Origin of the sequence: Brevundimonas sediminis (assembly GCF_048799765.1) — a bacterium.
Lineage (GTDB): Bacteria > Pseudomonadota > Alphaproteobacteria > Caulobacterales > Caulobacteraceae > Brevundimonas.
Genome location: NZ_JBLYQK010000002.1, coordinates 84078 through 109845, shown reverse-complemented (window position 1 = coordinate 109845; position 25768 = coordinate 84078). Strand labels below are relative to the sequence as shown.

Annotated in this window: 25 protein-coding genes and 1 tRNA gene; 14 read left to right on the top strand and 12 right to left on the bottom strand. The window is 66.5% G+C overall.

Annotated features, from left to right (window positions below):
• Position 1: 1 nt before the first annotated feature.
• Positions 2–340: an ArsR/SmtB family transcription factor gene (locus ACLQ7T_RS02050; protein ID WP_420477900.1), complete on the bottom strand. Its 339-nt coding sequence runs from the start codon at positions 338–340 to the stop codon at positions 2–4.
• Between the two features lie 91 nt (positions 341–431).
• On the opposite strand from ACLQ7T_RS02050, the gene ACLQ7T_RS02045 reads away from it, so the two are divergent.
• On the top strand, positions 432–809 hold the full coding sequence (locus ACLQ7T_RS02045) for a hypothetical protein (protein ID WP_420470460.1): 378 nt from the start codon (positions 432–434) through the stop codon (positions 807–809).
• A gap of 15 nt (positions 810–824) precedes the next feature.
• On the opposite strand, the gene ACLQ7T_RS02040 is transcribed toward ACLQ7T_RS02045, so the two are convergent.
• Genes ACLQ7T_RS02040 through ACLQ7T_RS02030 form a run of 3 tightly spaced genes read right to left on the bottom strand, consistent with a single transcriptional unit; the run spans position 825 to position 3620 of the window.
• Positions 825–1859 carry a hypothetical protein gene (locus ACLQ7T_RS02040; protein WP_420477899.1) on the bottom strand — a complete coding sequence of 345 codons (1035 nt, stop codon included), beginning with the start codon at positions 1857–1859 and terminating at the stop codon, positions 825–827.
• A gap of 55 nt (positions 1860–1914) precedes the next feature.
• Positions 1915–2682, bottom strand: a complete 768-nt coding sequence (locus ACLQ7T_RS02035; RefSeq protein WP_420477898.1) for an ABC transporter permease — start codon at positions 2680–2682, stop codon at positions 1915–1917.
• Entirely contained in the window at positions 2682–3620 is a 939-nt protein-coding gene (locus ACLQ7T_RS02030; protein WP_420477897.1) for an ABC transporter ATP-binding protein, read from the bottom strand. Before ACLQ7T_RS02030 ends, ACLQ7T_RS02035 begins: the two co-directional genes overlap by 1 nt.
• A gap of 107 nt (positions 3621–3727) precedes the next feature.
• Here ACLQ7T_RS02030 and ACLQ7T_RS02025 point away from each other — a divergent pair, with 107 nt between their 5' ends.
• Together ACLQ7T_RS02025 and ACLQ7T_RS02020 are read left to right on the top strand one after the other, a co-directional pair.
• Positions 3728–4276, top strand: a complete 549-nt coding sequence (locus tag ACLQ7T_RS02025; RefSeq protein WP_420477896.1) for a lipocalin family protein — start codon at positions 3728–3730, stop codon at positions 4274–4276.
• Between the two features lie 10 nt (positions 4277–4286).
• A complete protein-coding gene (locus ACLQ7T_RS02020) occupies positions 4287–5606 on the top strand; it encodes a PQQ-dependent sugar dehydrogenase (protein ID WP_420477895.1) in 1320 nt (439 codons plus the stop codon).
• A 47-nt stretch (positions 5607–5653) separates the two neighbouring features.
• Here ACLQ7T_RS02020 and ACLQ7T_RS02015 read toward each other — a convergent pair whose 3' ends face one another.
• Positions 5654–6184, bottom strand: a complete 531-nt coding sequence (locus ACLQ7T_RS02015) for a hypothetical protein (RefSeq protein ID WP_420477894.1) — start codon at positions 6182–6184, stop codon at positions 5654–5656.
• 304 nt (positions 6185–6488) lie between these two features.
• Between ACLQ7T_RS02015 and ACLQ7T_RS02010 the strand changes: the two genes are divergently transcribed.
• From ACLQ7T_RS02010 to ACLQ7T_RS01985, 6 genes are all read left to right on the top strand, one after another.
• On the top strand, positions 6489–8288 hold the full coding sequence (locus tag ACLQ7T_RS02010; RefSeq protein ID WP_420477893.1) for a long-chain-acyl-CoA synthetase: 1800 nt from the start codon (positions 6489–6491) through the stop codon (positions 8286–8288).
• 80 nt (positions 8289–8368) lie between these two features.
• Positions 8369–9235 carry a flagellar motor stator protein MotA gene (gene motA, locus ACLQ7T_RS02005; protein WP_420470468.1) on the top strand — a complete coding sequence of 289 codons (867 nt, stop codon included), beginning with the start codon at positions 8369–8371 and terminating at the stop codon, positions 9233–9235.
• A gap of 112 nt (positions 9236–9347) precedes the next feature.
• Complete coding sequence (locus tag ACLQ7T_RS02000) at positions 9348–9638, top strand: hypothetical protein (RefSeq protein ID WP_420477892.1); 291 nt, start codon at positions 9348–9350, stop codon at positions 9636–9638.
• 46 nt (positions 9639–9684) lie between these two features.
• Complete coding sequence (gene mnmC2, locus ACLQ7T_RS01995) at positions 9685–11499, top strand: tRNA (5-methylaminomethyl-2-thiouridine)(34)-methyltransferase MnmC2 (protein ID WP_420477891.1); 1815 nt, start codon at positions 9685–9687, stop codon at positions 11497–11499.
• 25 nt (positions 11500–11524) lie between these two features.
• Positions 11525–11941, top strand: coding sequence for a DUF6491 family protein (locus ACLQ7T_RS01990; protein WP_420477890.1), 417 nt, complete (start codon positions 11525–11527; stop codon positions 11939–11941).
• Positions 11942–12025: 84 nt separating this feature from the next.
• The gene (locus tag ACLQ7T_RS01985) at positions 12026–12730 is read left to right on the top strand and encodes a glutathione S-transferase N-terminal domain-containing protein (RefSeq protein ID WP_420477889.1); all 705 of its coding nucleotides are present in this window, start codon (positions 12026–12028) and stop codon (positions 12728–12730) included.
• A 127-nt stretch (positions 12731–12857) separates the two neighbouring features.
• On the opposite strand, the gene ACLQ7T_RS01980 is transcribed toward ACLQ7T_RS01985, so the two are convergent.
• Entirely contained in the window at positions 12858–13556 is a 699-nt protein-coding gene (locus ACLQ7T_RS01980; RefSeq protein ID WP_420477888.1) for a pirin family protein, read from the bottom strand.
• Between the two features lie 111 nt (positions 13557–13667).
• Between ACLQ7T_RS01980 and ACLQ7T_RS01975 the strand changes: the two genes are divergently transcribed.
• The 3 genes from ACLQ7T_RS01975 (at position 13668) to ACLQ7T_RS01965 (ending at position 16529) form a co-directional block, all read left to right on the top strand.
• The gene (locus ACLQ7T_RS01975; RefSeq protein WP_420477887.1) at positions 13668–14597 is read left to right on the top strand and encodes a LysR family transcriptional regulator; all 930 of its coding nucleotides are present in this window, start codon (positions 13668–13670) and stop codon (positions 14595–14597) included.
• Positions 14598–14804: 207 nt separating this feature from the next.
• On the top strand, positions 14805–15587 hold the full coding sequence (locus ACLQ7T_RS01970) for an alpha/beta hydrolase (protein ID WP_420477886.1): 783 nt from the start codon (positions 14805–14807) through the stop codon (positions 15585–15587).
• A 120-nt stretch (positions 15588–15707) separates the two neighbouring features.
• Entirely contained in the window at positions 15708–16529 is an 822-nt protein-coding gene (locus ACLQ7T_RS01965) for an alpha/beta fold hydrolase (RefSeq protein WP_420477885.1), read from the top strand.
• 33 nt (positions 16530–16562) lie between these two features.
• On the opposite strand, the gene ACLQ7T_RS01960 is transcribed toward ACLQ7T_RS01965, so the two are convergent.
• The 3 genes from ACLQ7T_RS01960 to ACLQ7T_RS01950 all read right to left on the bottom strand — a co-directional run bounded on the left by ACLQ7T_RS01960 (position 16563) and on the right by ACLQ7T_RS01950 (position 18605).
• Positions 16563–17036 carry a hypothetical protein gene (locus ACLQ7T_RS01960; RefSeq protein ID WP_420477884.1) on the bottom strand — a complete coding sequence of 158 codons (474 nt, stop codon included), beginning with the start codon at positions 17034–17036 and terminating at the stop codon, positions 16563–16565.
• 414 nt (positions 17037–17450) lie between these two features.
• Entirely contained in the window at positions 17451–17819 is a 369-nt protein-coding gene (locus ACLQ7T_RS01955) for a hypothetical protein (RefSeq protein WP_420477883.1), read from the bottom strand.
• Between the two features lie 201 nt (positions 17820–18020).
• Positions 18021–18605: a hypothetical protein gene (locus ACLQ7T_RS01950; RefSeq protein WP_420477882.1), complete on the bottom strand. Its 585-nt coding sequence runs from the start codon at positions 18603–18605 to the stop codon at positions 18021–18023.
• A 53-nt stretch (positions 18606–18658) separates the two neighbouring features.
• Between ACLQ7T_RS01950 and ACLQ7T_RS01945 the strand changes: the two genes are divergently transcribed.
• Positions 18659–19747, top strand: a complete 1089-nt coding sequence (locus ACLQ7T_RS01945; RefSeq protein ID WP_420477881.1) for a Fic family protein — start codon at positions 18659–18661, stop codon at positions 19745–19747.
• A 528-nt stretch (positions 19748–20275) separates the two neighbouring features.
• Here ACLQ7T_RS01945 and ACLQ7T_RS01940 read toward each other — a convergent pair.
• Together ACLQ7T_RS01940 and ACLQ7T_RS01935 are read right to left on the bottom strand one after the other, a co-directional pair.
• The gene (locus ACLQ7T_RS01940) at positions 20276–20614 is read right to left on the bottom strand and encodes an immunity protein Imm33 domain-containing protein (protein ID WP_420477880.1); all 339 of its coding nucleotides are present in this window, start codon (positions 20612–20614) and stop codon (positions 20276–20278) included.
• Positions 20607–24719 carry an RHS repeat domain-containing protein gene (locus tag ACLQ7T_RS01935; protein ID WP_420477879.1) on the bottom strand — a complete coding sequence of 1371 codons (4113 nt, stop codon included), beginning with the start codon at positions 24717–24719 and terminating at the stop codon, positions 20607–20609. Before ACLQ7T_RS01935 ends, ACLQ7T_RS01940 begins: the two co-directional genes overlap by 8 nt.
• A 101-nt stretch (positions 24720–24820) precedes the next feature.
• On the opposite strand from ACLQ7T_RS01935, the gene ACLQ7T_RS01930 reads away from it, so the two are divergent.
• On the top strand, positions 24821–25345 hold the full coding sequence (locus ACLQ7T_RS01930) for an RHS repeat domain-containing protein (protein WP_420477878.1): 525 nt from the start codon (positions 24821–24823) through the stop codon (positions 25343–25345).
• A gap of 299 nt (positions 25346–25644) precedes the next feature.
• On the opposite strand, the gene ACLQ7T_RS01925 is transcribed toward ACLQ7T_RS01930, so the two are convergent.
• Positions 25645–25719, bottom strand: a tRNA-Val gene (locus tag ACLQ7T_RS01925).
• Positions 25720–25768 lie beyond the last annotated feature (49 nt).

Below are 25768 nucleotides of genomic sequence, written 5' to 3'. Positions count from 1 at the left end.
GTCACTCCCCTTCAGGTTTCGTTGCGTCCAGAAACACGCCCAGCCGGTCGAGACCGCGCTCTACAGATCGCCGGCGGGCGTTGAGCCAGTGCTCAGCCGCCGTCAGGGCGCCGGGCTCGACCCGGCAGGTGCGAACCCGTCCGACCTTTTCCGAACGCACCAGGCCGGCCGCCTCCAGGACCTTGAGATGCTGCATCACCGCCGACAGCGACATGGGCAGAGGGCCGGCGAGGTCGCTGACAGACATCGGCCCCGCGGACAGCCGCTCGACCAGTCTCCTCCGGGTCGAATCCGACAGGGCCTGGAAAGCGTGGTCGAGCGGATCTTGATGCTGAAGCATTCACTTAAGTATCTCACCCGATCAAGGACCGCAACCCCCCGTTAATCGACGCGGCGCAACCTCCAGGAACAATCGTGTTGGGAGAGGCGCGATGTCGACCATGCAGACCGGCAACTACCGTCGGCAAAGGGATCATTTCGAACCGCAGGACATCGATCCGCAGGAACAGCGAAGGCTGCGCGGCCTGCTGGAACAGATCGACTACGCCGCCTTCATCGCCAACCGCGAGGTGCTGGGCCACATGGTCCCGGCCCTTGATCCCGCCGTGTTCCAACGCCTTGCCGTGATGACCGCGACGGCGCGGGGAAAATGGGTGTCCGAAGGCCTCCGGCAGTCGGAATCCGGCACCCCCGCGACCGTGGACCAGATTGCCCGCCTGACCGCAGCCCGGGCCGCCTACGAAGAGCTGGCCGAGGTCTATGAGGGCCTGCGCCGTATGGTGGAGCGGGGCTACATCACCCTGCGCTGACGTCGGGATACACTTCTAGTCCAGGGACTGCGGGCGGGTGGCGATCGGTGCATCGGGATCCTCCGGCGGCCGCGTCGCGGCAGTCGGCGGCGGACCCGCCGGTTCGCTGGCGATCGGCGGAGCCGTCACCACCACGGCAGGAGGCGGTACGGGGGTCGGGGCCGCAGCCGGAGCCTGACCCGGGCGAACGGGCGTGATCGACGGACTGACCGCGGCCGGAGCCGGGATCGCCGCCGCCGGGGGCGCCGACCTCGCCGGTGTTGCGGGCGTTTCGGACCCGGACGGCGACGCCTCCGCGACCGGCCCGGCCGAACTCCCGACACTTGCGGCCTCGACCGGCTGTTCGTCAGCCGCGACCGGGGCGCCGGACATGGCCGGAGCAGGGATCGCTGACGCCGCGGGCGCCTCGACCGACGCCGGGGCCGAACGGCCCAGCCACCACCAGCCTGCAAGGCCGAGCGCCAGCACTGCGACAGCCGCGCCCGCATAGACCGGCAGGCGGTTCGAGGTCCCGCGATAACCGCCCGTCGGATCCTCCCGGCGCGGCGCAGTCACAACAATGTCAGGCAGCTCGACGATTTCCGGCCGCGTCGCCCGGGACGCCTCGACCACGGGCGCCGGCTCGGGCTCAGGCGCAGGCTCCGGAAGGGCGCGCACCTGAAGATCGGCCGCACCGGCGAGGGGAGCCGGATCCGGCCTCACGAACCGCGGCGCCTCAGGATCCGGCGAGACCTCGGGAACCGGCGCCCGGGGCGGCGTCGGTTCCGCCGGCGCAACGCGCGGGATCAGCGAGCCTGTCAGGATGGACCCCGTCGGTCCCGGCGGGATCGGACGGGGCGGGCGGGGCGCAGGCGGGACGGGATGCGGCGCCGCGGACGAGCCGCGGCCGGACGGCAGGCTGCCGGCCCGGAAGACGGCGGCCGGCGGCCGCCCCCAGGTCACGGCGCGCCGGAACGGTTCCGGCCGAACCTCGCCGATCACCGGAGTTCCGTTCGCTTCCGGGGTCTTCCGCTCGCTCAATATCGCCTCCCGCACCTGCTGGCGCGCCATCCAAACGTTCCGGGACGCGGAAGGTGGCGGGTGATCTGGCCGGTTTCGTGACGCCCTAGTTCTTCAGGCGGTAACCGGTGCGGAACATCCAGAAGACGATCGCCAGGCAGGTCAGGAAGAAGCCCAGCGTCGCGCCCAGACTGACGAGGATGGACACATCGCCGATACCGAAGAAGGCCCAGCGGAACCCGGAGATCAGATACACCACCGGATTGAACAGGCTGACCAGCCGCCAGCCGTCCGGCAGCCAGATCGTCGGGTAAAAGGCCCCGCCGAGGAAGGTCAGCGGCGTGACGATCAGCATCGGGATGAAGTTCAGCTGTTCGAAGCTCTGGGCCCAGACGCCGATGATGAAACCGAACAGGCTGAAGGTGGCCGAGATCAGCACCAGGAAGGCCAGCATCGCGAACGGATGCAGGATCTGCAGCGGCACAAAGAACGCCGCCGTGCCCAGGATGATGAGCCCCAGAATGACCGACTTGGTCGCTGCCGCGCCGACGTAGCCGAGCACCGTCTCGAAGGGCGATACCGGCGCCGACAGCAGCTCATAGATCGTCCCGGTGAATTTCGGGAAGTAGATGCCGAACGATCCGTTGAAGATCGAGTTGGTGAACAGGCTCAGCATGATCAGGCCGGGAACGATGAACGCCCCGTACGGCACACCGAACACCTCCTCGATCCGGCCGCCAATGGCCGTGCCGAAGACCACGAAATAGAGCGCCGTCGTCACCACGGGCGTGATGATCGATTGCCAGAAGGTGCGCAGGGCGCGCGCCATCTCGAACCGGTAGATGGCCCAGACGCCGTAACCGTTGAACGCCATTACGCCGCCTCCGTCCGCGACTGGTGGACGAGGCCCACGAAGATGTCTTCCAGAGAGCTCTGCTTCGTGGACAGGTCCTTGAAGCCGACCCCGGACGCCTCGAGCCTTCGCAGCAGGCCGGGCACGCCGGTCTCCTCCGCATTGGCGTCAAAGACGTACTCGAGCTCGGAGCCGTCATTCTTCAGCTCGACCTTCCAGTCGGCCAGTTCGGACGGGATCGCCGCCAGCGGTTCCTGCAACTGCAGGGTCAGAGTCTTGCGACCGAGCTTCTTCATCAGGGCGGTCTTCTCCTCGACGAGGATCAGCTGCCCCTTCAGGATCACCCCGACCCGATCGGCCATCTCCTCGGCCTCCTCGATGTAGTGGGTGGTCAGGATGATGGTCACGCCGCGCTCTCGCAGCTTGCGGACCATCTCCCACATGTCCTTGCGCAGTTCGACGTCCACGCCGGCGGTGGGCTCGTCGAGGAAGAGAATATCGGGTTCATGGCTCAGGGCCTTGGCGATCATCACCCGGCGCTTCATCCCGCCGGACAAGGTCATGATCCTGGCGTCCTTCTTGTCCCACAGGCTCAGATCCCGGAGAATCTGCTCGATGTAGGCGGGATTGGGGGATTTCCCGAACAGTCCCCGGCTGAAGGTCACCGTCGCCAGCACGGTCTCAAACGCGTCTGTGGTCAGTTCCTGCGGCACCAGGCCGATGGCCTGCCGGGCCTTCCGGTAATCCTTGCGGATATCATGACCGTCGGCCAGGACCGTTCCGGTCGAGGCCGTGACGATGCCGCAGATGATCGAGATCATCGTCGTCTTGCCGGCTCCGTTCGGACCCAGAAGCGCGAAAATCTCACCCTTGCCGATGGTCAGATCGACAGGCTGAAGGGCGTGCACGCCCGATTTGTAGGTCTTTGTCAGACCCTTGATAACGATTGCCGGCTGCATGCGCCCTCTCCCGTGGCGCCCGCAGATATGTGCGCGCCCGGGCCCCCACAAGTCCAGGCGGGGAACAGCGACGTATCAGTGATGTTCAAGTCGCTCCGGAGGTTTCCATGTCCCTGCGCCCCCTCGTCCTCACCCTTGTCCTGGGCTCCGCCCTCTCGGCCTGCGTGACCGCGCCCTCGCCCTCCGACTATCGCGCGCCGCAGCCGGCACGACCGGTCGACGCCGATCGGTTGTGGTCCGGCCGATGGCTTGAGGTCGCCCGCCTCCCCGATCGTCTGACAGACGGCTGCGTGGCCGGCGCGTCGAACTATGTGCTCGTTTCGCCCGACCGGGTGGATGTTCGCGACACCTGCGAGGAAGGTCAGCCGGGTGGTCGCGAGAAATCCATCGGCGGCCGGGGCGAGATCCTTGACCCCGGTACGAACACCAAGCTGAGGGTCCGCTATTTCGGCGGACTGGTCACCTGGGACTACTGGGTTCTGGATCACGACGACGCCTATACCTGGTTTATCTCGGCCGATCCGACCTTCGAACGACTGTTCATCTTCACACGCGACGTGCCGACCCCCGCGCAGGTCGAGACGCTGACTGGCCGGGCGCGCGGCCTCGGGTATGATGTCAGCCGTCTGGAGTTCCCTGCCCTGCCCCCTCGCTGAAGGAGCCCGAATGCGCCCGGCCGCCCTCGTCGTTCTGACCGTTCTGGCCCTCGCCGCCTGCAGCACGGACTCGACACTCGATCCGGCGGAGGGCTTCGGCCCGACCCCGACCCTGCCCGGTCCTCGCACGACCCTGCTGCCGACGGTGAACATCGCAGACGCCACCCATTGGCCCGAGGGACGTACGCCGACGCCCGCACCGGGCTTCCGGGTGCAGGCTTTCGCCTCAGGCCTGGACCACCCGCGCTGGCTGTATCGTCTGCCCAACGGCGACATTCTTGTCGCCGAGAGCAACGCGCCGCCCAAGCCCGAGGGGCTGGACAACGGCGCGGGCGGCGGGTTCCGGGCCTGGGCGCAGAAGCTGATCATGAGGCGCGCCGGCGCACGGGCGGAAAGCGCGGACCGCATCACCCTGCTGCGCGACGCCGACGGCGACGGCGTCGCCGAGACCCGCACGGCCCTGCTGGAAAATCTGACCTCGCCCTTCGGCATGGCCCTGGTGGGTGAGACCCTGTACGTCGCCAACGCCGACGCTGTCGTCGCCTTCCCCTACCGGACCGGCGACACGCGGATCACGGCCGCGCCGCGAAAGGTGGCGGATCTTCCGGCCGGCCGGAACCATCACTGGACCAAGAGCCTGGTCGCCAGTCCCGACGGTTCAAGGCTCTACGTGGGGGTCGGCTCCAACTCGAACATCGGCGAGAACGGGATGGACGAGGAGGTCGAACGCGCCGCCATTCTCGAGATCGATCCCGCGACAGGCGCCCGGCGCGTCCATGCTTCGGGACTGAGAAATCCGGTGGGCCTGGCCTGGCAGCCCGATAGCGGCAAGCTCTGGGTCGCCGTCAACGAACGGGACGAACTGGGCAATGACCTCGTCCCCGACTACATGACCTCGGTCACCCCGGGAGGCTTCTACGGGTGGCCCTACAGCTACTATGGCCAGATCGTCGATGAGCGCGTCGAGCCCCGGAACCCCGCGCTCGTCGCCCGCGCGCTCAGGCCGGACTACGCCTTGGGGGCCCACACCGCATCGCTCGGGCTGACCTTCGGGGAAGGCGATCTGTTTCCGGCCCGGTATCGGGGCGGAGCCTTCATCGGCCAGCACGGCTCCTGGAACCGGAGACCCCGCAACGGCTACAAGGTCATCTTCGTCCCCTTCGCCCGAGGCGTTCCGGACGGAGCGCCGCAAGATATCCTGACCGGGTTCCTGAATGACGAGGGACAGGCCATGGGTCGCCCGGTCGGCGTCCAGTTCGACGCCCGCGGCGGTCTGCTTGTCGCGGACGACGTCGGGAATGTGATCTGGCGGGTTTCGCCTGCGGCCTGACACAGCAAAAGCCCCGGCGCCGGCCGGAGCTTTCACCTGTGTTCCGATCAGTCCAGCGGCTGGACCACGATCGACGGCGGCGGGGTCGTCGGCGTGGTGGTGACCGACTCCTCGGGACCGGTCCGAACCGGGGCCGCATTCAACGCCGAGGTTTCCGGCGATGAGGGGGCCACGGTCACCCGCGCGGCCGGCTCCGCCGGGATCTGCGGTCGGGCCGTCGGCGATCGACGAACCGGCGCTGCCTCACGACGGACGGGAGCCGGAGTCGCCGCAGGTTCAATCGACGGCGCGGCCTCGACCGGCGTCATGGCGTCCGCAGCCGGCGCGGTCAGGGGTGTGGAGGCGGCCGGAACCACCGGGGCGGTCGCGGCGGGCTCGACCAGCGGCGCCGTGTCCTCGCCGCCGCCCATCATCATGGCCGCAGCCGCGCCCCCGACGAGCAGGACGCCGACCGGCGCCAGGATCATCCAGGTCTTCACGCCGCCCTTGCTGCGGCCGCTCGAGCGCTTGCGGGCGTAGACGGGGACAAAGGCGTCCTCACGCACTTCAGCGCGATCTTCGGTATAGGTCACGGACATCGTGTTCCTCCTCTTTGCGTGGCGTCCAGAACCCGACGCAGAGATCGCGGTTCCGCCAACCGTCGCAATGTCCTGAAGAAACACCGTTCCCGACACAGTTGCGGCGGAAGCGGCGCCGGACAAGGGCGGTCCCATGACCGGGACGTGACCCTGCGTCACCGCCGCAAAGGCGCCACGCACGGTCGCAAATCGCTCGCAAACTGTTCGCAAGCCTTCAAAAACACGCTCCGGATTCCCCCGCCGGTTGACCCGGCTCTCTGGCTTGTTCATCACCACAGGGGGCTTCTGACGAGTGGACGTGACTATGGGTCTGGTAGCGAACATCCGACGCGACATGCGGTTCGTGAAGAGCCTGCGCCTGCTGCTCGGACGCATCAAGCCGATCACCATGGACAGCCCCGATCTGGTCTGTGACGACTGGGAAGAGGCCGTCGATCGGTTCGCCGACAACATCGCCGTCCAGGACGACCGTCGCAGCGTCAGCTATCGCGAGCTGGACGCCATGGCGAACCGCTTCGGCCACTGGGCCGTCAGCCGACGGCTGAAGCGGGGCGATACGGTCGCCCTGGTGATGCAGAACCGGGCCGAGTACATCGCCGCCTGGATGGGGTTCGCCAAGGTCGGGGTCGGCACGGCCCTGATCAACACCAATCTGACCGGCCACGCGCTGGCCCACTGTCTGGCCATCTCGAACGCCTCGCAGGTGGTCACGGACGAGGACTGCTGGCGGGCGGTCGAGGACGCCCGGCCGCTGGTCGAGCGCAACATGATGCTGTGGGTCCTCGGCCTGGCTGACGCGGATGAGGCCGACGAACGCCGCGGCCTCGACAAGCCGGTGCGGGGCGGCTCCTCGGTGCGTCCGGCCCGGTCGATCCGCTCGGGGCTGACGAACCGGGACACAGCCCTGTACATCTATACCTCGGGCACCACCGGCCTGCCCAAGGCGGCCAAGATCACCCACGCCCGGGCCCGGACCTACATGCGCGCCTTCGCCGGCGCCACGGCCAGCGGCGAGAAGGATGTGACCTTCAACGTCCTGCCCCTCTACCACTCGACCGGCGGCCTGGTCGGCATCGGTCCGGCCCTGCTGAACGGCGGCAAGCTGGTGCTGCGCAAGCGGTTCTCCGCCTCCAGCTTCTGGCCGGACGTGAAGGCCTCGGGCGCCACCCTGTTTGTCTACATCGGCGAGCTGTGCCGCTATCTCGTCAACTGCCCTGAAAGCCCTGATGAGCGCGCCCACAAGCTGCGCCTCGCCTTCGGCAACGGCCTGCGGCCGGATGTCTGGGAGGATTTCCAGAAGCGGTTCGCCGTGCCGAACATCATGGAGTTCTACGGCTCGACCGAGGGCAACGTCTCCCTGTTCAACTTCGACGGAAAGCCGGGCGCCATCGGTCGGGTCCCGGGCTTCCTGAAGAAGCAGATCAACTGCAAGCTGGTACGCTTCGACCTCGACACCGAACTGCCGGTACGCGGGTCGGATGGCCTGTGCCAGCTGGCCAGGCCCGGCGAGGTCGGCGAGGCGATCGGCCAGATCGGCGACGACACCCGTCACGCCTTCTCGGGTTACGCTGACAAGGCGGCGTCCGAAAAGAAGATCCTGCGCGACGTCTTCGTTCGGGGCGATCGCTGGTTCCGCACCGGCGACCTGATGAAGCAGGATTCCGACGGCTATCTCTATTTCATCGACCGGATCGGCGACACCTATCGCTGGAAGGGCGAGAATGTCTCGACCGCGGAGGTCGAGCAGCGCCTGGCCGACGCACCGGGGATCAAGGAGGTCATCGCCTACGGCGTGCCGGTGCCCGGACAGGAAGGCAAGGCCGGGATGGTGGCGCTGGTCGTCGACGGCCGCTTCTCGGCCAAGGCCTTCGCGGAGTGGGTCGACCAGGAGCTGCCCTCCTACGCCCGCCCGGCCTTCATCCGGCTGATCAAGGCGGCCGAGACGACCGGCACCTTCAAGTACCGGAAGGTCGACCTGGTCGCCGACGGCTTTGATCCGGACAAGGTCGACGGCGCCCTTTACGTCAGGGGTGGCAAGAGCGGCTACACCAAGCTGACCGACACCGGGCGCGCCGCCATCCTGAGTGGTGAAACCCGCCTCTAGCCGCGCCCCCGGCAATCGCCGGTTAATCATTAACCACGAAGATCAGGGCCTCTCGCGCGCGTTGGGGCTTACCGTCTTCCATGTTCCAGATCATCGGCATCGTCCTGCTGTTCGGCCTCGTGTTCGGCAGCTACGCCATCTCGGGCGGCAAGTTCGAGGTGATCATGCACGCCGCGCCGCACGAGCTTATGGCGATCGGCGGCGCGGGCATTGCGGCCTTTCTGATTTCCAACAGCGTGCCGGTGATCAAGGCGTCGCTGGGCGGACTGGGCAAGACCTTCGCCGGCCCGAAGTGGAAGAAGCAGGATTACAAGGACCTGCTGTCCCTACTGTTCCAGTTGACCAAGACGATGAAGTCCAAGGGCGTCATCGCGCTTGAGAGCCATATCGAAAAGCCGGCCGAGAGCACCATCTTCCAGAAATATCCGAAGGTGCTGAAGGACCACTTCGCCACGGACTTCATCTGCGACACCCTGCGCATGATGACCATGAACCTCGAGGATCCGCATCAGATCGAGGACGCCATGGAGAAGCAGCTGGAGAAGCACCACCACGAACACCTCGGCGCCCCGCACGCCCTGCAGAACCTCGCCGACGCCCTCCCGGCCCTCGGTATCGTCGCGGCCGTGCTGGGCGTGATCAAGACCATGGGATCGATCACCGAACCGCCGGAAATCCTCGGCACCATGATCGGCGGCGCCCTGGTCGGCACCTTCATGGGCGTGTTCCTGGCCTATGGCCTGGTCGGTCCGCTGGCCGCACGTCTGAAGTCGATCGTCGACGAGGAAGCCGCCTACTACAAGATCATCCAGTCGGTGCTGGTCGCCCACCTGCACGGCAACGCGGCCCAGATTTCGGTTGAAATCGGTCGCGGCGACATTCCCTCGCCCGCCCAGCCGTCCTTCGCCGAAATGGAAGAAACGCTCGCCGCCGCACCGACCGAGTAAGGTCCCTCGCCGGCGGGCGACATGGCCGGGTTTTAACTTGCGCGGCTTCTCCCGCTCCCTTTAGCTCGAGTCCTGCCGGGGCTCGCCCCGAACGTATTGGAAGGATCGCCCCATGCGCATCATCCCCCTGATCGCCGTCGCCACGACCGCGCTGTCCCTCGCCGCCTGCGGCGCCGCCGAAACCGAGGCGCCCGCCCATTCCTCGGATGCCGAGGCGGCGTCCGAAGCCTCCCTCGAGGCCGCGACGGTCTCGACTGAACAGGCTGCGGCCGACGCCCGCGCCGCCGCCGATTCCGCCGCCACAACCGTGATGGCGCAGCAGGCCGGAGCCGAAGCCGCCGCGCCTTCAGAGACCGCCGCTCCGGCTCCCGCCGAAGAGCATCACGAAGACGCAGGCCACTAGGCAGGGCGCCGTTTGATCGCCCCGCCACCGCGTGTAGGGGAGGGCGATGACCGACGATCGTTCGCCCCGCCTGCTCTGGACCGATGACGGTGCGCCCCGTTCGGGCCGTTTCGACGACGTCTACTTCTCCCGCGAGGATGGTCTGGCCGAAAGCCGCGCCGTCTTCCTCTCGGGATGCGGTCTTCCCGACATCTGGCGGGAACGCCGGCGTTTCACCGTCGCCGAACTGGGCTTCGGGACCGGGCTGAACATCGCCGCCCTCCTGGACCTGTGGCGACAGGAACGACCGCAGGGCGGCCGTCTGCACATCTTCTCCGTCGAGGGGTTTCCGCTCTCCCGCGACGAGGCGGCCCGCGCGCTGGCCGCCTGGCCGGAGATCGCCGACGCCGCGCAAGCGCTGCTGGCGGCCTGGCCCCGGGCCACCCCGGGCCTGCACCGGCTGGACCTGCCCGCCTTTGATGCGGTGCTGGACCTTTACGTAGGCCCCGTCGAGACCGCTCTGGCCCAGTGGGCCGGACAGGCCGACGCCTGGTTCCTGGACGGCTTCGCCCCCTCGACCAATCCGGACATGTGGTCGGACACCGTGATGGACCTGATCGCCGCCCGGTCCGCGCCGGGCGCCCGGATCGCAACCTTCACGGTCGCCGGGCAGGTCCGGCGAGGCCTCGCGGCCCGGGGCTTCCGGGTCGAGAAACGGCCGGGTCACGGCCGCAAGCGGGAACGGCTGGAGGCGTGGCGGGAAGACGTCGACGTCGAACGGGCCCCGCCCTCCGTCGCCATCATCGGCGCGGGCATCGCCGGGGCGGCCCTGGCCCGCGCGTTCGGGGCCCTCGGCCTCCATCCGACCGTGGTCGAGGCCGATCGGCCCGGCGCGGGCGCCTCAGGGTTCGACGCCTCGCTGGTGACCCCCCGACTGGATGCGGGCGATCGGGAGATCGCGGCCCTCTACGCCACCGCGCTGGAGCGGGCCGGCGCGCTTTACGCCGCCACGCCCGGCGCCGTCCTCGCCGGAGGCGTTCTGCAACTCGAGCAGATGCCGCGTGATGTGAAACGGCACCTCAAGATCGCCGCGCAGGATGTCTGGAGTGACGGCGGCATGACGGTGCTCGACGCCGACGCCTGCGCCGGCCATCTCGCCGAGCCCTGCGAGACCGGCGGGTTGCTGATGCGCGATGCCCTCGCAATTCGCCCGCAAGCCGTACTGGACGACTGGCTTTCAGCGGTCGATGTGAAATCCGCGACCGTTGTCGACCTCCAGCCTGGCGAAGACGGGTGGCGGTTGATCGACGGGTCAGGCGGCACGATCCTGAAGGCCGATGTGGTCGTGCTCGCAGCGGGTTGGGGCAATGCGGCGCTCCGGACGAGCATGCCCCTGGCGCCGGTGGCCGGGCAGGCGGATGTCGCGGCGGGCGTCGACAGCCCTCCCGTCGCCTGGGGAGGGTATGCCGTCCCTACCGGAAGCGGACTTCTGTTCGGGGCGACCCACGACCGCGGCGTCACCACCCCGACACCGTCCGGAGACGCGACCGCCCGCAATCGCGCCACCCTTGCCGGGCGCCTGCCGGAACTGGGCCGTCGGGTCGACGCTTCCGGTCAGACCCGCTCCCGCGTCGCGGTGAGGGCGACGACTCCCGATCGGCTGCCGGTGGCCGGTCCGCTGGGCGACGGACTGTTCATTCTGGGGGGGCTGGGGTCGAGAGGGTTCTGTGTCGCCCCCCTGCTCGCGGAGCACATCGTCGCGCTCGCGTGCGCCGCCCCGTCCCCGCTCACCCGGGATCTGGCGGCGCGGATCGCGCCGCAGCGCTTCATTTCACGCGAGGGACTTGCGCAACCCGACGGGACGTCCGACGCTGATCTCTGACGGGGGTCAGAGAGGGAAGATTGTCATGCGTATGCCTGTCCTCGCCTGTGTCGGCGCCTCTGCCGCCCTGATGATCGCATCCTGCGCGCCCACCGCTTCAACGGACGGCGCGTCCGCCACGCCGCGGGCCCGTGAATGCTTCAGCGTCCAGCAGGTCACCAATTTCCGTCAGGGCCGCTCGAACGAGGTCTACCTGCGCGTCGGCCGGGACGACGTCTACGAGCTGAGCGCCGCCGGCGGATGTCGCGATCTGGATTTCGCCAACCGGATGGCCATTCTTCCGGACTTCGGCGGCGTCGGCGGTTCAAGATTGTGCACGACCGACTGGGCGCGTCTGGTGGTGCCCGGCTCCACGTCCGCCGCCGAGGTCTGCCGCGTCCGGATCAGCCGCAAGCTGACCGCGGAGGAAATCGCCGCCCTCCCCGGCGCGTACAGGCCCTGACCCCGGGGCACGGGCTCTCCCTCCGTTGTCTTTCGGGGCAGACGTCACAACATGGGCGAGATCACTCCAACCGGAATCCCGCCCATGGCCGACCTTTCCAGCTTCCCGATCACCCGACGCTGGCCTGCCGCGCACCCTGACCGGCTGCAGCTCTATTCGCTCAACACGCCCAACGGGGTGAAGGTCTCCATCATGCTTGAGGAGATCGGCCTGCCGTATGAGCCGCATCTGATCGACATCACGAAGAACGAGACCTGGGGCCCGGAATTCCTGTCGCTGAACCCCAACGGCAAGATTCCGGCGATCATCGATCCGGACGGGCCGGACGGAAAGCCGATCGCCCTGTTCGAGTCCGGCGCCATCCTCGTCTATCTGGCCGAGAAGACCGGCCAGCTGATCCCGGCCGATCCGGCGGGCCGCTACGAGACCCTGCAGTGGGTCATGTTCCAGATGGCGGCCATCGGGCCGATGTTCGGGCAGGTGGGCTTCTTCCACAAATTCGCCGGCAAAGCCTATGAGGACAAGCGTCCGCTTGAGCGCTACGTCGGTGAGGCGACCCGCCTGCTGAAGGTGCTGGACGACCGACTGGAGGGCCGCGACTGGATCATGGGCGACGCCTACACCATCGCCGACGTCGCCACCCTCGGCTGGGTCCGCAATCTGGTCGGCTTCTACGAGGCGGGCGAACTGGTGAAGTTCGATGAACTCAAGAACGTCCCGGCATGGCTGGAGCGCGGTCTGGCCCGTCCTGCGGTGCAACGCGGGTTGAACATTCCGTCGAAAGGCTGAGGCCGGAAGACAGCATGAAAGAAGGGGCGGTCCGGAGGGACCGCCCCTTTTCAGTTTCGGGGAAGATATGCGAGCCCGCGGCGTCGGGGGGAGGACAGGGCGCCGCGGGCCCGATCCGGCCGGAGGCTTACGCCGCGTCGACCAGAACCAGTTCGGCGTCGGTCAGGGCCGTCACGGTGATCGTTTCGACCTCGGCGATGGCCACGCCGTCGCGGGCCTTCGCCTTGACGCCATTGACCTCGATCTCGCCGACCGCCGGAACCAGATAACCGCGACGGGTCGCGCCCAGCGGGTATTCGGCGGTTTCACCAGCCTTCAGGGTCGCGGCGACCACACGGCCTTCCGTGCGGATCGGCAGAGCGTCGCCGTCGCCATCGAAGCCGGAGGCCAGAACCACGAACTGGCCGGCGCGATCACCCTTCGGGAAGGGGCGCGAACCCCAGGACGGCTTCTCGCCGCGGCGGGTCGGCTCGATCCAGATCTGGAAGATCCGGGTCAGCTCCGGCTCGGCGTTGTACTCGGCGTGACGGATGCCCGTGCCGGCGCTCATGACCTGCACATCGCCCGCTTCAGTGCGGCCCTTGTTGCCCAGGCTGTCCTCGTGGGTGATGGCCCCTTCGCGGACATAGGTGATGATCTCCATGTCCGCATGGGGGTGGGGCGGGAAGCCGGTGCCCGGTGCGATCTCATCGTCGTTCCAGACGCGCAGTCCGCCCCAGCTCATCCGCTTCGGGTCATAGTAGTTGGCGAAGGAGAAGTGGTGCTTCGCGTTGAGCCAGCCGTGGTTGGCGCCACCCAGGCTCTCGAACGGTCGCAGCTCGATCATGGTCTTGTCTCCGCGCCCCGCCGTCGGGGCGCTCTTGCTTGACGCCAAGATAGCGATCGGCTTCGGATCCAAAATAGAAACAGCTGAAACTCATCGTTTCGCGGAGCGTCCATGCCGAAATTGCCGGATCTTGAGGCCCTGGCCATCTTCTCCAAGGTCGCCGAGACCCAGTCCTTCTCGCGTGCGGCCGAGGCCCTGGCCCTGTCCAAGGCGACGGTCTCAAAGGCGGTCAGCCGCCTGGAGCTGCGGCTGGGCACGACGCTCCTGCACCGGACGTCGCGGCGTTTCTCCCTCACCGACGCCGGGCGGACCCTGGCTGCGCGGGCGAGCCAGATGCTGTCGGAGGCCGAGGCCGCCGAGGGCGAGATGCTGGATCAGGCCTTGAAGCCTCGCGGTCTGGTGCGCCTCGCCGCGCCCATGTCCTTCGGCATGGCCTATGTCGCGCCCGCCCTGCCGGAGTTTCTGGCCACCCATCCCGATGTGTCGGTGGACCTGCATCTGTCCGACGAGGTGACGGACCTTGTCGGAGGCGGCTTCGATTGCGCGCTTCGCATCGCCGCGCTTCCGGATTCGTCCCTGACCGCGCGGAAGCTGCGCCCCATCCGACGGCATCTGGTGGCGGCGCCGGACTATCTCGAACAGCGGGGCCGGCCGGAGCACCCCTCCGATCTCGTTCGCCATGCCTGCCTCGGCTACGCCTACCTGCCCAATGCCGAGCTCTGGCGGTTTGTGAACAGCAAGGGCGACGAAGTCGCCGTCCGCCCTCTGGGCCCCATGCGGGCCAATAACGCCGATGCCCTCACCGCGGCCCTGTGCGCCGGCCTCGGCCTCGCGCCGCAGCCGGACTTCATCTACTGGCGGGACGTGGCGGCCGGGAAGCTGGTCACCGTCATGACGGACTGGACCCCGCCGCCGATCGACCTGCATCTGGTTGCGCCGGGCGGCGGTCCGCGCCCGGCCCGGGTTTCAGCGCTCATGAGCTATCTGACGGCGAAATTCTCGGCGCCGCTCTGGCCGGGGGACACGGTGGGGCGAGGTTAGAGCGCCCGTTCACCACGAATGACACCGGTAACATCTTTCACAGAACAACGATCCATGTCTTGATAGCGACCAGCGCACCGGCGTCGCCTCCCCCACGTCCCTGCTGTTCCTGATCCAGTCCTTGCGTCCGCGTTCGCCGTGCCGTCCACGACGATGACCCCGTTTGAACGCGCGGCCGAGACGTCGCGCCCGAACCTGAGGCCGACCATGACCCGGACCATCATGCTGATCCACGGCGCCTGGCTGAACTCGGCCAGCTGGTCCGGCTTCAGATCCCGCTACGAAGCCCGGGGCTATACCGTCGCCGCCCCGGACTGGCCCCACGACGATCGCAGCCCTGCCGAGTTGAGGGAATTTCCGGAGAAAGCCCTCGCGAAAATCGGCCAGATGGATTTGTTCAACCATTATGACCGACTGATCCGGGCCCTGCCCGAGCCCCCCATACTGATCGGTCACTCGCTGGGCGGGGTCGTGGTCCAGCATCTTCTGGACCGGGGCCTCGGCGTGGCGGGCGTCGCCATTGATCCGGCCCCGACGCCGGGCGTTCCGCTTGGTCCCCACGCCATCGCCTCGGCCCTGCCGGTCTTTCTGGATCTTCTCAGTTGGAGGAAGGCCAAGACCATGTCGCGGGCCTTCTTCGCCAGCCGCTTCGCCCAGACCGCGCCGCGCGACAAGGTCACCGCCCTCTACGACGCCTACATCGTACCGACCCCGGGCAAGGTCTATTGGGACGGCGTGACCGGAGCCTCGGGCCGGATCAACTGGAAGAACCCCGGCCGCGCGCCCCTGCTGCTGATCGGTGGCGAGCTGGACCTGATCGCCGACGCCTCCATGACGGCAGCGATCTACAAGCGGCAGAAGAAGGCCCCCTCCCGCACAGGCCTCAAGATCTTTGAGGGCCGGTCACACTGGACCTGTCTGGACGCCGGTTGGGAGACCGTCGCCGACTACGCCCTGGACTGGGCCGTCGAACATCAGATCGCACGCTGACGTCTATCAATTCCGGAAAGGTTGAGTTTCGATCGTTTCCATTTTTGTTCGATCAATCCGGAGCGATGATCCTCCCGTCAAACACACGCCGGCGCCGCCGGTCCCCCAGGAGAGACGACAATGGCCTTCATCACGGCGAACGACGGCGCCCGGATTTTCTACAAGGACTGGGGCAGGGGGCAGCCGGTTCTGTTCAGCCACGGCTGGCCGCTGAGCGGCGACGCCTGGGACGCCCAGATGCAGTTCCTCGGCACGAACGGCTACCGGGTTATCGCCCATGACCGCCGCAGCCACGGTCGCTCGGACCAGACCTGGGACGGCAACCACATGGACCAGTATGCCGATGACCTGCACGCCCTGATCGAAGAGCTGGACCTCAAGGACCTGGTCCTGATCGGCCACTCGACCGGCGGCGGCGAGGTCGCCCACTACATCGGCCGTCACGGCACCGGCCGGGTCGCCAGGGTGGTGCTGATCGGCGCCGTGCCGCCGCTGATGCTGAAGACCGAGGCGAATCCGGGCGGCCTGCCGATCGACGTCTTCGACGGCATCCGCGCGGGGACCTATGCGGACCGCAGCCAGTTCTACAAGGACCTGACCATCCCCTTCTACGGCTACAACCGGCCGGGGGCGAAGGTCTCGGAGGGCGTCCGCGAGAGCTTCTGGCTGCAGGGCATGATGGGCGGCATCAAGGGCCAGCTGGACTGCATCCGCGAGTTCTCGGAGGTCGACTACGGCCCGGATCTCGAGAAGTTCGACAGGCCGACCCTGATCATCCACGGCGACGACGACCAGATCGTTCCGATAGACGCCTCGGCCCGCAGGTCGCACGAGATCATCAAGGGCTCGATCCTGAAGATCTACGAAGGCTCCTCCCATGGTCTGGCGACGGTCGAGCAGGACCGGTTGAACGCCGACCTGCTGGCCTTCATCCGCGGCTGATTTCCGGCTTTCCGCCGACCAGGGCGTTCCGTTCTACTGCGGAGCGCCCTGCCCCCGGCCGTCAACGCAGAGCGCGCCATGCTCCCGCGATATACCCGGCCCCTCGGGAGACCAGCGCAGTTCCCGAAGCTGGCCGGGCTCGAAACAGGCCTTGCCGGTCCGGAGGTTGAAGCCGGTCATGGCGCGGACCAACGGCTCCTTGCCTGGCCGGTTCTCGACCACCAGCGCCAGACGATAGGGTCGGATCCACGGCGAGCCCATTTCGACCCGTGCGGCGAACGCTTCCGCCAGCCGCGGCCCGGCCACCGTCACGGCCTCACCATAGCGGCCCAGGAACAGGGAGGTGCAGTTCGGTCGATCGCACAGCGGCTGCGGATCTGTCTCGGACACGGTCGTCGCGATCACCAGGCTCAGACGCTCGGGAACCGGCGCCGGCAGGGCGCCCGGCGGCGAATAGGCGGGCACGCTGAGGGCCTGTACCGCCAGAAGAGCCAGAAATCCGTTCATTGCCGCCTCCCGCCGCAAATGCTCCGCACCCAGCCTCTCACAGCTTGGGGCATCGAACCAGAGCAGCCGGGATCGCGCCGCAAATGCGGCTCCCGATCAGCTGGACTGTCAGGAGGGAATGGTGGGGCAAACGGCGCAAAACTCGTCGAAACGGGGCGAGACATTTCGTCGTGTTTCACCGCAGTTTGCCGTGCGGCCAGGCGCTGATCCAGGCTCCTGAGGAGTCTGGCGGCCGAACTCGCCGAACTACGTCGCCCGCGCAAGAATGAGATCGCGCACCTGCGCTGGCGGGAGGTGGCCCTACTCGTCGGGTATTTGCCAGGGGGAGATCGGCCGCAGGTCGTCCTCGTTGTAGTCCAGCCCCGACACCGGGGTCGGCGTAAGCGGGTCGATGCGGTCGGCATGGCGCTGTGCCTATTCGATCCAGAGGACGTCCGCCGGGGCGAGCTCGCCTCGCTCATCGCGCCTGGTGGTCGCGTAGGCGGAGATGAATGCCCTTATCGCTTGCGCCCGGCTCCATGCGGCGCTCTGGAGCTCGAGGGTCTCAAGCTGCTTCAGGGCCGAGGCCCTTTCCGCCCTTAGTTCGGCTCTCCGAGCGTTCTCCTCGTCCGCGCGGTGTTGCCGCAGTTCGCCCCTGCGGCGCGCAACGGCGGCCGCATGGGACGCCCGGTACAGGCCGACCATGATGTCATTGAGGTTATCCTCCACGGGCCTGGTCTTGCCGTCCTTCCAGACGCTGCGGACGCCATCCCGGTAGGTGGCGGTGGAGATCTGCACGGTCATGACGCCGCTGGGCAGGAAGTCGTACAGGGGGGCGGAGGAGTATCCGAACCGGCGTGTGTGGGCCTTCTCGCCGTCTGTCGAGCGATGGATCGTCCTGCGGGACGCTTCTTCAATGGTCAGCCTTTCGGCTTCTCAGGCGATGATAATTCCCGGTTTGATCCCGGATGCATCACCGGTTCTTATTTCCAGCCCGCGGCGGTCTCAGGCCTGCGCGAGAGCCTCCACCAGACGAATGGCGCGGCTGATGGACGCCGGTGGTACGCGGACCCTGAACGGCTCGGGACCGTCGTAGACGACGGCGCCGTACTTGTCCGGGGTACAGGCTTTCAGAACCTTGGCGATCCGCCTTGCGACTGGGTGCCTCGGATCCTGATCCTCCGACACCTTGATCCGCCGGTCAGGTCGGTCCTCCGCTTCGATGAGAGGATCGTAGACGTCCCGCATCAGGTCAGTGGCGAATTGCGGCGCGACAGGCAGCGCGGGAAACTCGATCGTCACCGGTTCGCTCTCATGCGGCAACGGTGTCGGGTTGGGCCTGCGGCCTGAGTGAATCCTCTGCCGATAGCCTTGGGGTGGCAGGGGAATGTCGTGCCGCTGACAGATCTTTCTCAGCCCGACATCCGAAATGCCGAAGGATTTGGCCGACCGGGTCAGCGGTTCCGCCCACACCCGCGCGTAAAGTTCGGCCCTGCTGATCGTCCGGTTTGGCGGGTTCACGTTTCTTCGCCTTTCGCCATGTTTCAGTCCTGTGCGCAGGGTTCCGCCCGGCCGGACCGGATTTAACATGTCGATCCGGACGTGTTAAAAACAACGAAAATAACGAACACGTCTGGTCGGTCATGTTAAAGCCTACCTATCGCATTCCCCGTCTTCCGCCGGACTGCGAGCTGGAGACGGCCGCCGTGCTTCGCGAAGCGGCGCGTGCTCACCGTCATCTGGCGGAGTTGAAGGGGCGCGCCCGGAGCATGCCCAACCAGGCCATTCTCATCGACACGCTCGCGCTTCAGGAGGCGAAGGCCAGCTCGGAGTTGGAGAATATCGTCACGACCCAGGACGAGCTGTTTCAGGCGAGCCTGCACTGGGATGGCGCGGGGTCGGCCGCCGCCAAGGAAGTGGCCAGCTATCGCGACGCCCTCAAGAGAGGGTGGGACCAGCTTCACGTCAACCAGGGGCTCCTGACCAATAACGTCATCGTCGAGATGTTCCAGGTGCTCAAGCGGACGGACGAAGGCTTCCGCGCGCCCCCCGGGACGGCGCTGCGCCACCAGGCGACAGGGGAACTCGTCTACGTGCCGCCGCAGGATCGGCGGGAGATCGAAATCCAGATGACGGCGCTTGAAGCCTTCATCAACGACGATGCGGCCAGCGACCTGGATCCGCTCGTGAAGATGGCGCTCATCCATCATCAGTTCGAAAGCATCCACCCCTTTTCGGACGGCAACGGCCGGATCGGTCGGATCCTGAACGTCCTCTATCTGACGCGGACCGGATTGCTGGACATCCCGGTGCTCTATCTCAGCCGCTATGTGACGGCCAACAAGGCGGACTACTACCGGATGCTGCAGAGCGTCCGGGACGACGGCGACTGGGAGCCCTGGCTGGTCTACATGCTCCGCGCCGTGTCTACGACCTCCCGCCAGACGTTGGCCCTGATCGACGGCATGAGCGCCCTGATGGCCGACTACAAGCACAGGCTCCGGGCGCATGCGACAATCCGCTATTCGCAGGACCTGCTGAACAACCTGTTCCGGCACCCCTACACGCGCATCGAGTTCCTCCAGAACGATCTGGACGTCACGCGCCAGACCGCCGCGAAATACCTCGACCAGCTGGCGCTCGCCGGCTTCGTCGAGAAGCATCAGGCGGGGCGCAACAACTACTACATCAACCGGCCCCTCGTGGACCTGCTGATGCGGGCGTCGAAATGATCGGCGAGCCTCGGCCCCTCGCCTTCGCGCTCAAGGGTGTCTGCGACTTCGCCGATCCCGTAAAAAGGTGACGACGCTCGGGAACACGTCGCCCCTATGATCACCGGCGTCCTCAAACTTCTTCTCGAAACCCATGGCTCCTTGCTCATGCCCCGATCGGCCGGCACTAGGGCGCGACGACAAAACAGCTCAGCGATGCCAAGGTTAGGATTGGGCTCTCGAATGCGGTCATCACGAACCGCCGCTTTGCGTCACAGGCGGACCTAGACCTCCGCGCCAACGCTTAAACCAAGCGAGGCTCAGGGGCGACACCGATGCGGGCCCGCCCGCGTTGCGCCCGCCCTCGCGGCCTTACGGCTGCTAACTGACACCCGGGGCGACCTGAAGCACCGCGCAAATGACGCTTCCGAACCAGCAAGTCACCAGTCGATCGGGTTCATCTGTAAAATGACCCAAAAAATGAAGCAAATAGGCGTCGATCTGTTTCATTTTCTTGCCGTATGCCGACATCCGTCAAAATTTTCTGGATCAGTTTTGAGCGACATTGGCGTCAAACCAAACGTCTACGTAATCAGGTGCTAGCAACCATCTCCAACCCGGCTCCAAGGAAAGATATTGGCGGAAATTTACGCCAATGAATTCGACATGATTTAGATGAATAGGTTTAAAAAAATCACTCTCTCCAGGCAGATTTTCCCCCCACCATATATACCAGCCTGAGTAACCTTTGGACGGTTGATGTCTGAGGCCGTTAAGGGGCCAAAGTCCCGACTTTATTGATGAGTACCCAATTATATCTCGCTCAGATACAGGCGAAAAACCTGATCCATACGTACGACAGATTTCTTGGTTTTGGCTTTTAATCATCGGGGAGTTGCGCTCGCTGTTGTCTAGAATAGTGACTCAAACGTCCACCTTCTGCTGCTGAACAGGTCGGACATTCCGGGCGGACAGCTTCGATCGACCGCATACGCTGAGTGTCAATGCTCCCCGTTTCAAAGTGCTCGCGTACCAAAGGATCTCGGTGCCCGGCAACTTGTCTCGGTGTCGTAACGCCGCAGATTTCACAAGGTCGACCTTGCACGCTAGCCCTTTGTTGAGGAGTCGTAGCATTGGACGGGCGGCGGTACGGAGCAGTGGCGACAGGTCCCTGCCTGGTCGGAGTAACCGGGACCGATGTTGTTAAGGGCCGATCTACGCCGGACATTTGTCGCAGAGGACGGGTGAATATAGATGAACGCCCTCTAGTTACTAAATTAAGGCCCTGCTCAGCGACATTGGCCATGAACCTGACAATTGCTCGCTGCGCTCGAATATCGGCCGCCGAGATTTGTCTCGATCCACACTGGCTCGGCCCATACATGCATGCGGCCTCTTCGCCCGTCGGATCAATCATATTGGCCGGATCGTTTCCGGCATATGCATACAGATTCAGCCCCTGCTCGTATCCGACCGGGTCCGTCTGCATGAACCGGCCCAGCTCCGCGTGGTACCCCCGCGCCTTGTAGTGCTGCAGGCTGAAGTCCGGCAGCATCATCTGGCCAGTGTACTGGAAGCGGCCGAGGTTGCCCGCGCGGGGGCGGCCGTATTCGTCATAGGCCAGGGTGGCGGTCGCGGCGCCCGTGGCGTCGGTCAGGGCGATGATCGATGCCTGGTGGTTCTGCAGCGGCCACTGCGGCGTCGCGGTCGTCGCGCCAGTGTAGATCACGGCCCATTCGTCCGGGGACGGCCCGCCGACGTAGCGTTCGGTGACCCCGCCCGCGCCGTTGTAAACCGTGGCCAGTTGGGCGCCGTCATACTGGAAGCGACCGCCGTCGGTTCCCGTCTTCTCGAGCAAACGATCCAGGGCGTCATAGGTCAGGATCGAGCCGGTCGTTCCCGTCAGGCGATTGGCGGCGTCATAGGTGAAGGTGTGCGTCCCGTCCGAGGTCAGATTGCCCTGAGCGCTCCAGGTCAGGCTCGCCCCTGCCACCGTGGTGGACTGGTTCAGGCCGTTGTTGACGTAGGCGGCGGCGAGGGCTGCGGGGACGTAGTCATAAGCCGGGTTGGAGGCGGTGCGACCGACCATCTGGCCGGCCGGACTCCAGCTGAAGCCGAGAGCCAAATCATGGGCGGTCCCGGTCGGGTTCTGATCCAGCGCCGTCAACTGAGAGGCGTCATCCCAGCCGTAGGTGGTGGCCGCGCCGTTGCCGCGGGTGATGCCGGTTCGGCGACCCAGATCGTCATAGGTATAGGCGGTGACCGGATTGGCGGCGGCACCCTCGGTGATCGACCGCATCTGGTTGTCCAGGTCCCAGGCATAGCTGACGTAGACCGCGTCCGGCCAGGTCAGGCGGGTGCGGCGCCCCGCGAGATCGTACTGCATGCTCATGGCGCCCAGGACGCTGGTCTCGGACGTCTGACGCCCGAGAGCGTCCCAGGTTGTGGAGATCGTGCTGCCGGCGATGCCGGGCCGCCACGCGGCGGTGCGGCGATCCAGATTGTCGTAGGCGAACGCTCGCTCGATATCCACGCCCGGGGCGTCGATGACGAAGATGCGATTCAGCCGGTCGAAGGTGGTGACGAAGCTGAGGCCCGCGCGGCTGATCTTGCCGGTCGGATTATCGGCGGCGTCATACTCATAGTATTCGTAGTCCGCCGGGTTTGCCGCATGGGCGCCCACTGTCGGCATGGGGAAGTAGAGCCGCTGAAGCCGGTCAAAGCCGTCGTAGGCGTAGTCCGAGCGGTTGCCGAGCGCGTCCTCGACCCAATCGACCTTGCCATTGGCCGTCCAGGCCTGGGTCAGGGCGGTGCGCTGGACCGGGGTCCCCAGCGCCTCGATGGTCGAGGTCAGCTGATCGGCGGCGTCATAGGCGTTCTGACTGATGCGGTCCGGGCCGAAGGTGCCCGTGCTGGCGGGCGCACAGGCGGAGGGTGGCAGGGCGCCGAAGGTGGTGGGGTTCATCCGCACGGCGGTGCAGATCAGACGCCCCTCGGCGTCGTAGGCGTACTGGGTGATGCGCGGGGCGACCGAACCGGCCGCCGCCGTCTCCCGGGTGACACGGCCTTGTGCATCATAGGCCGTGGTCGCGGTTTGCAACGTTGAGAAGGCCGCCCAGGCGGGATCCGTCTGGGCCGTGGTCGTCCCCTGCTCGACCACGGTCGGCTGGCCCTCGGCGTTGTAGGTGGTGCGCGTCGCCGGATAGAGGCGGCCGCCCGCCCCGTCGGGGTCCGGACCGATGACGCCGACAGTCTGGCGCATGGCGTCATAGAGGGTCCGAGTGGTGTCGGCGGCGCCCGGCAGCGGGCCGTCGACGTACTCGGCGTCCCCGTTGGCGGTCCAGCTGGTGGTGGTGGTGGCGGTCAGCAGGCCGTCGCCCGACCCGCCCGACTGGACAACCGGCAACAGGTTGCTGAAGGCGCTCGTGCTGCCCGCCTGATAGCTGGTGGAAGTGACGACCTCGTTCGCCGCCCCGGCGCATGTGGTTCCGGTGGTGCAGGCCGAGGTCCCGGTAAGACGCCAGACGGGCGCCGGCGCCTGAACAATGCCGGTGGCGTCGCGATACCAGGCGTAGAACTGGCCATAGGTGGAGCGGGTCTGGGGGCGAACCCCGCCAGCCGCGGGCGCGGGCCGGGTCACGGTCAGCACGCCGCCATGCGAGGCGTAGGTGTAGTCGGTCACATATCCGCGCGCATCGGTGACCGCCGTGGGACGGCCACACAGGATGGGAGTGGAGCAGTCGCCATAGGTGGCGGTGACCACCGTATCGGCCAAAGGCGAGCCGGGCTTGGCGCTGCGGGTGATCGTCTCGATGTCGCCGCGCGTGTTGCGGAAGACGACGACGCCATTGCCCTCGGGGTAGGTAACCTGACGCAGGCCGCCGCCGTCCTGGACCACCTGTGTGGTGCGGTTCAGCGCATCCTTGATCCAGCGCAGCTCCGGCAAGGGCGGACCGGCGTCCGGAACCTGCCAGGCGAAGTGGTACTGGGTGTCGTCGTTGTTGGGATCGGTGATGGTTGTGGTCGCCTCTTTCGTCACCGGGTCACGCGGCGGCACATGGTACTGCCAGGTTCCGACGCCGTCAGAGACCGAGGATCGGGTCGGATCGCCGCCGATGTTGCGGACGACGCTGTAGCTCCAGCCCGTGGTTTGGGCAGGAGTGGCCCAGGACGAGACCTTGCCGTTGGTCAGGCCGATCCGGAGCGTGCGGCCCAGAGCGTCGGTCGCATGCCGTTCGTTAGCGGTGGGCTGGGTGAAGGTCAGGGACGGCCAGGACCGGCTGAACGCGCAGGTCGCCGCCGTAGGCGCACAGGCGTCCACACCGTTGTTCAGGGCCGTGACGGTGAAGCTCGAGGCGGAGGTCCAGTCGAAATGGATCTGGTAACCTAGGGTGTTGCTGACCGACAGCGGGCGCAGGTCGGAGCGGGTTCCTGTGTAGGTGAAGGTGATCCGCTCGCCGTCAGGCCGGACGATTTCCTGGATCACGCCCTCATTGGCCAGATTAGGGAAGTCGGTCGACTGGCTCTTGAGGAAGGTCGCGACCGTGCCGTCCAGGGCCGTGAAGGTATAGACCCCGGCCGAGAAGGTCAGCGCGCCGTAGCCGTCCACGGCCTGGAAGGCGCCCGAGGTCCCCAACCGTTCGAACGCCACGGACTGGCCCATGACGGTGACGGTGAAGGACGGGAGGGGGGCGGTGGGGTCGTTCGCCGGCTCGCGCTGGATTCCGCCCCAAGTGCTGTGCCGCCAGCCGAACGCGCCGGTGTCATAGGTGGCGCTGTAGAACAGGCCGCCGGCGCCCTTCTGGCCCAAGCCGATCTCGACGGTGGAGACGGTGACGCCACCGGTGGCGAGGTTCACGCCGTGGGCGTCGGTCGGCTGATAGGGGGCGGGCGGCTCAAGCGCCTGGCCGTCAGCCGCAGTCGCAAACAGCGACAGATCTAGGGCGATAAGCGGGGCGCACCAGACCTTCACACTCCAAAAGCTGCACCTCATGCCTCACCTCCGGGTTGCGGCCGCGACCATGATCCACCTGCCTCGCCTTGACAACACTGAAGAGAATACCCCTGATAACACCCTCTAAGCGAGATTGGCGAATGACCCCCAAAGGCGTAATCCGCACGGCCTGCGTATTGGCCACCGTCGGCGCGCTTGTGACGCCATCACTGGGTTTGGCGCAATCGATCACCTACGGCTATGACGCTCTGGGCCGTTTGACCGCCGCCGCCTACCCCGGCGGTCAGTTGGTGACATACAGCTATGACGCCGCCGGCAACCGGACCGAGGTGACGACGAGCGCACCACCGCCTCCGGTGCCGCTGTCGGCTTCCGTGACCGCGACGAGCTACACCCGGACAGCCGGCTCCGTGCCCTCACTAATCACCTGTAAGGGCAACGGCGGGACGGTGCCGTATACCTACTGGTGGCAGTTTGTTAGCGGCGTCTCCGTCACTAAGCTGACCACGGATGGCTCGGCGGTCGCGACCGGTTGGTATCATACCGTCCCCTCCACCAGCTTCCGCATTTCGACCTGGCGTTGCCGGGCGACGGACCCCACGTCGGCTACGGCTACGGCTACGGCGACCAGCCCGACCGTAGCGGTTTCGATCCGGACAAATTGAGCCAGCGCGCTTCAGGCCGACTTCCCTTGAAAGACAGATCGTTCGTCGTGGCAGGCCTCCGCGGCTGAAGCGACGTCAAGGGCGTACGCAAAGCCCGGGTCGCCCCCCGCAGACAGGTCCCAAGCCGGTACCTTGGTGTAGCAGGTTGGTGTAGCAGTCCGGGCCGGCTGAAGCCGTTGATCCAGAACTGTTTTTCGACCTTTCCAGATGCTGCTGGTGTAGCAAGCTGGTGTAGCAAACAGGCGTTTTCGACCGCCCGAGAGCGGTTTCCTCAACGCTTGCAATGTGTTGGGAAGAAATGGTGGACGCGACAGGGATTGAACCTGTGACCCCTACGATGTCAACGTAGTGCTCTCCCGCTGAGCTACGCGTCCGCCTTGACGGCCCTGGAGACAAGCCCCGGGGCGGGAAGGCGCGGTCTAT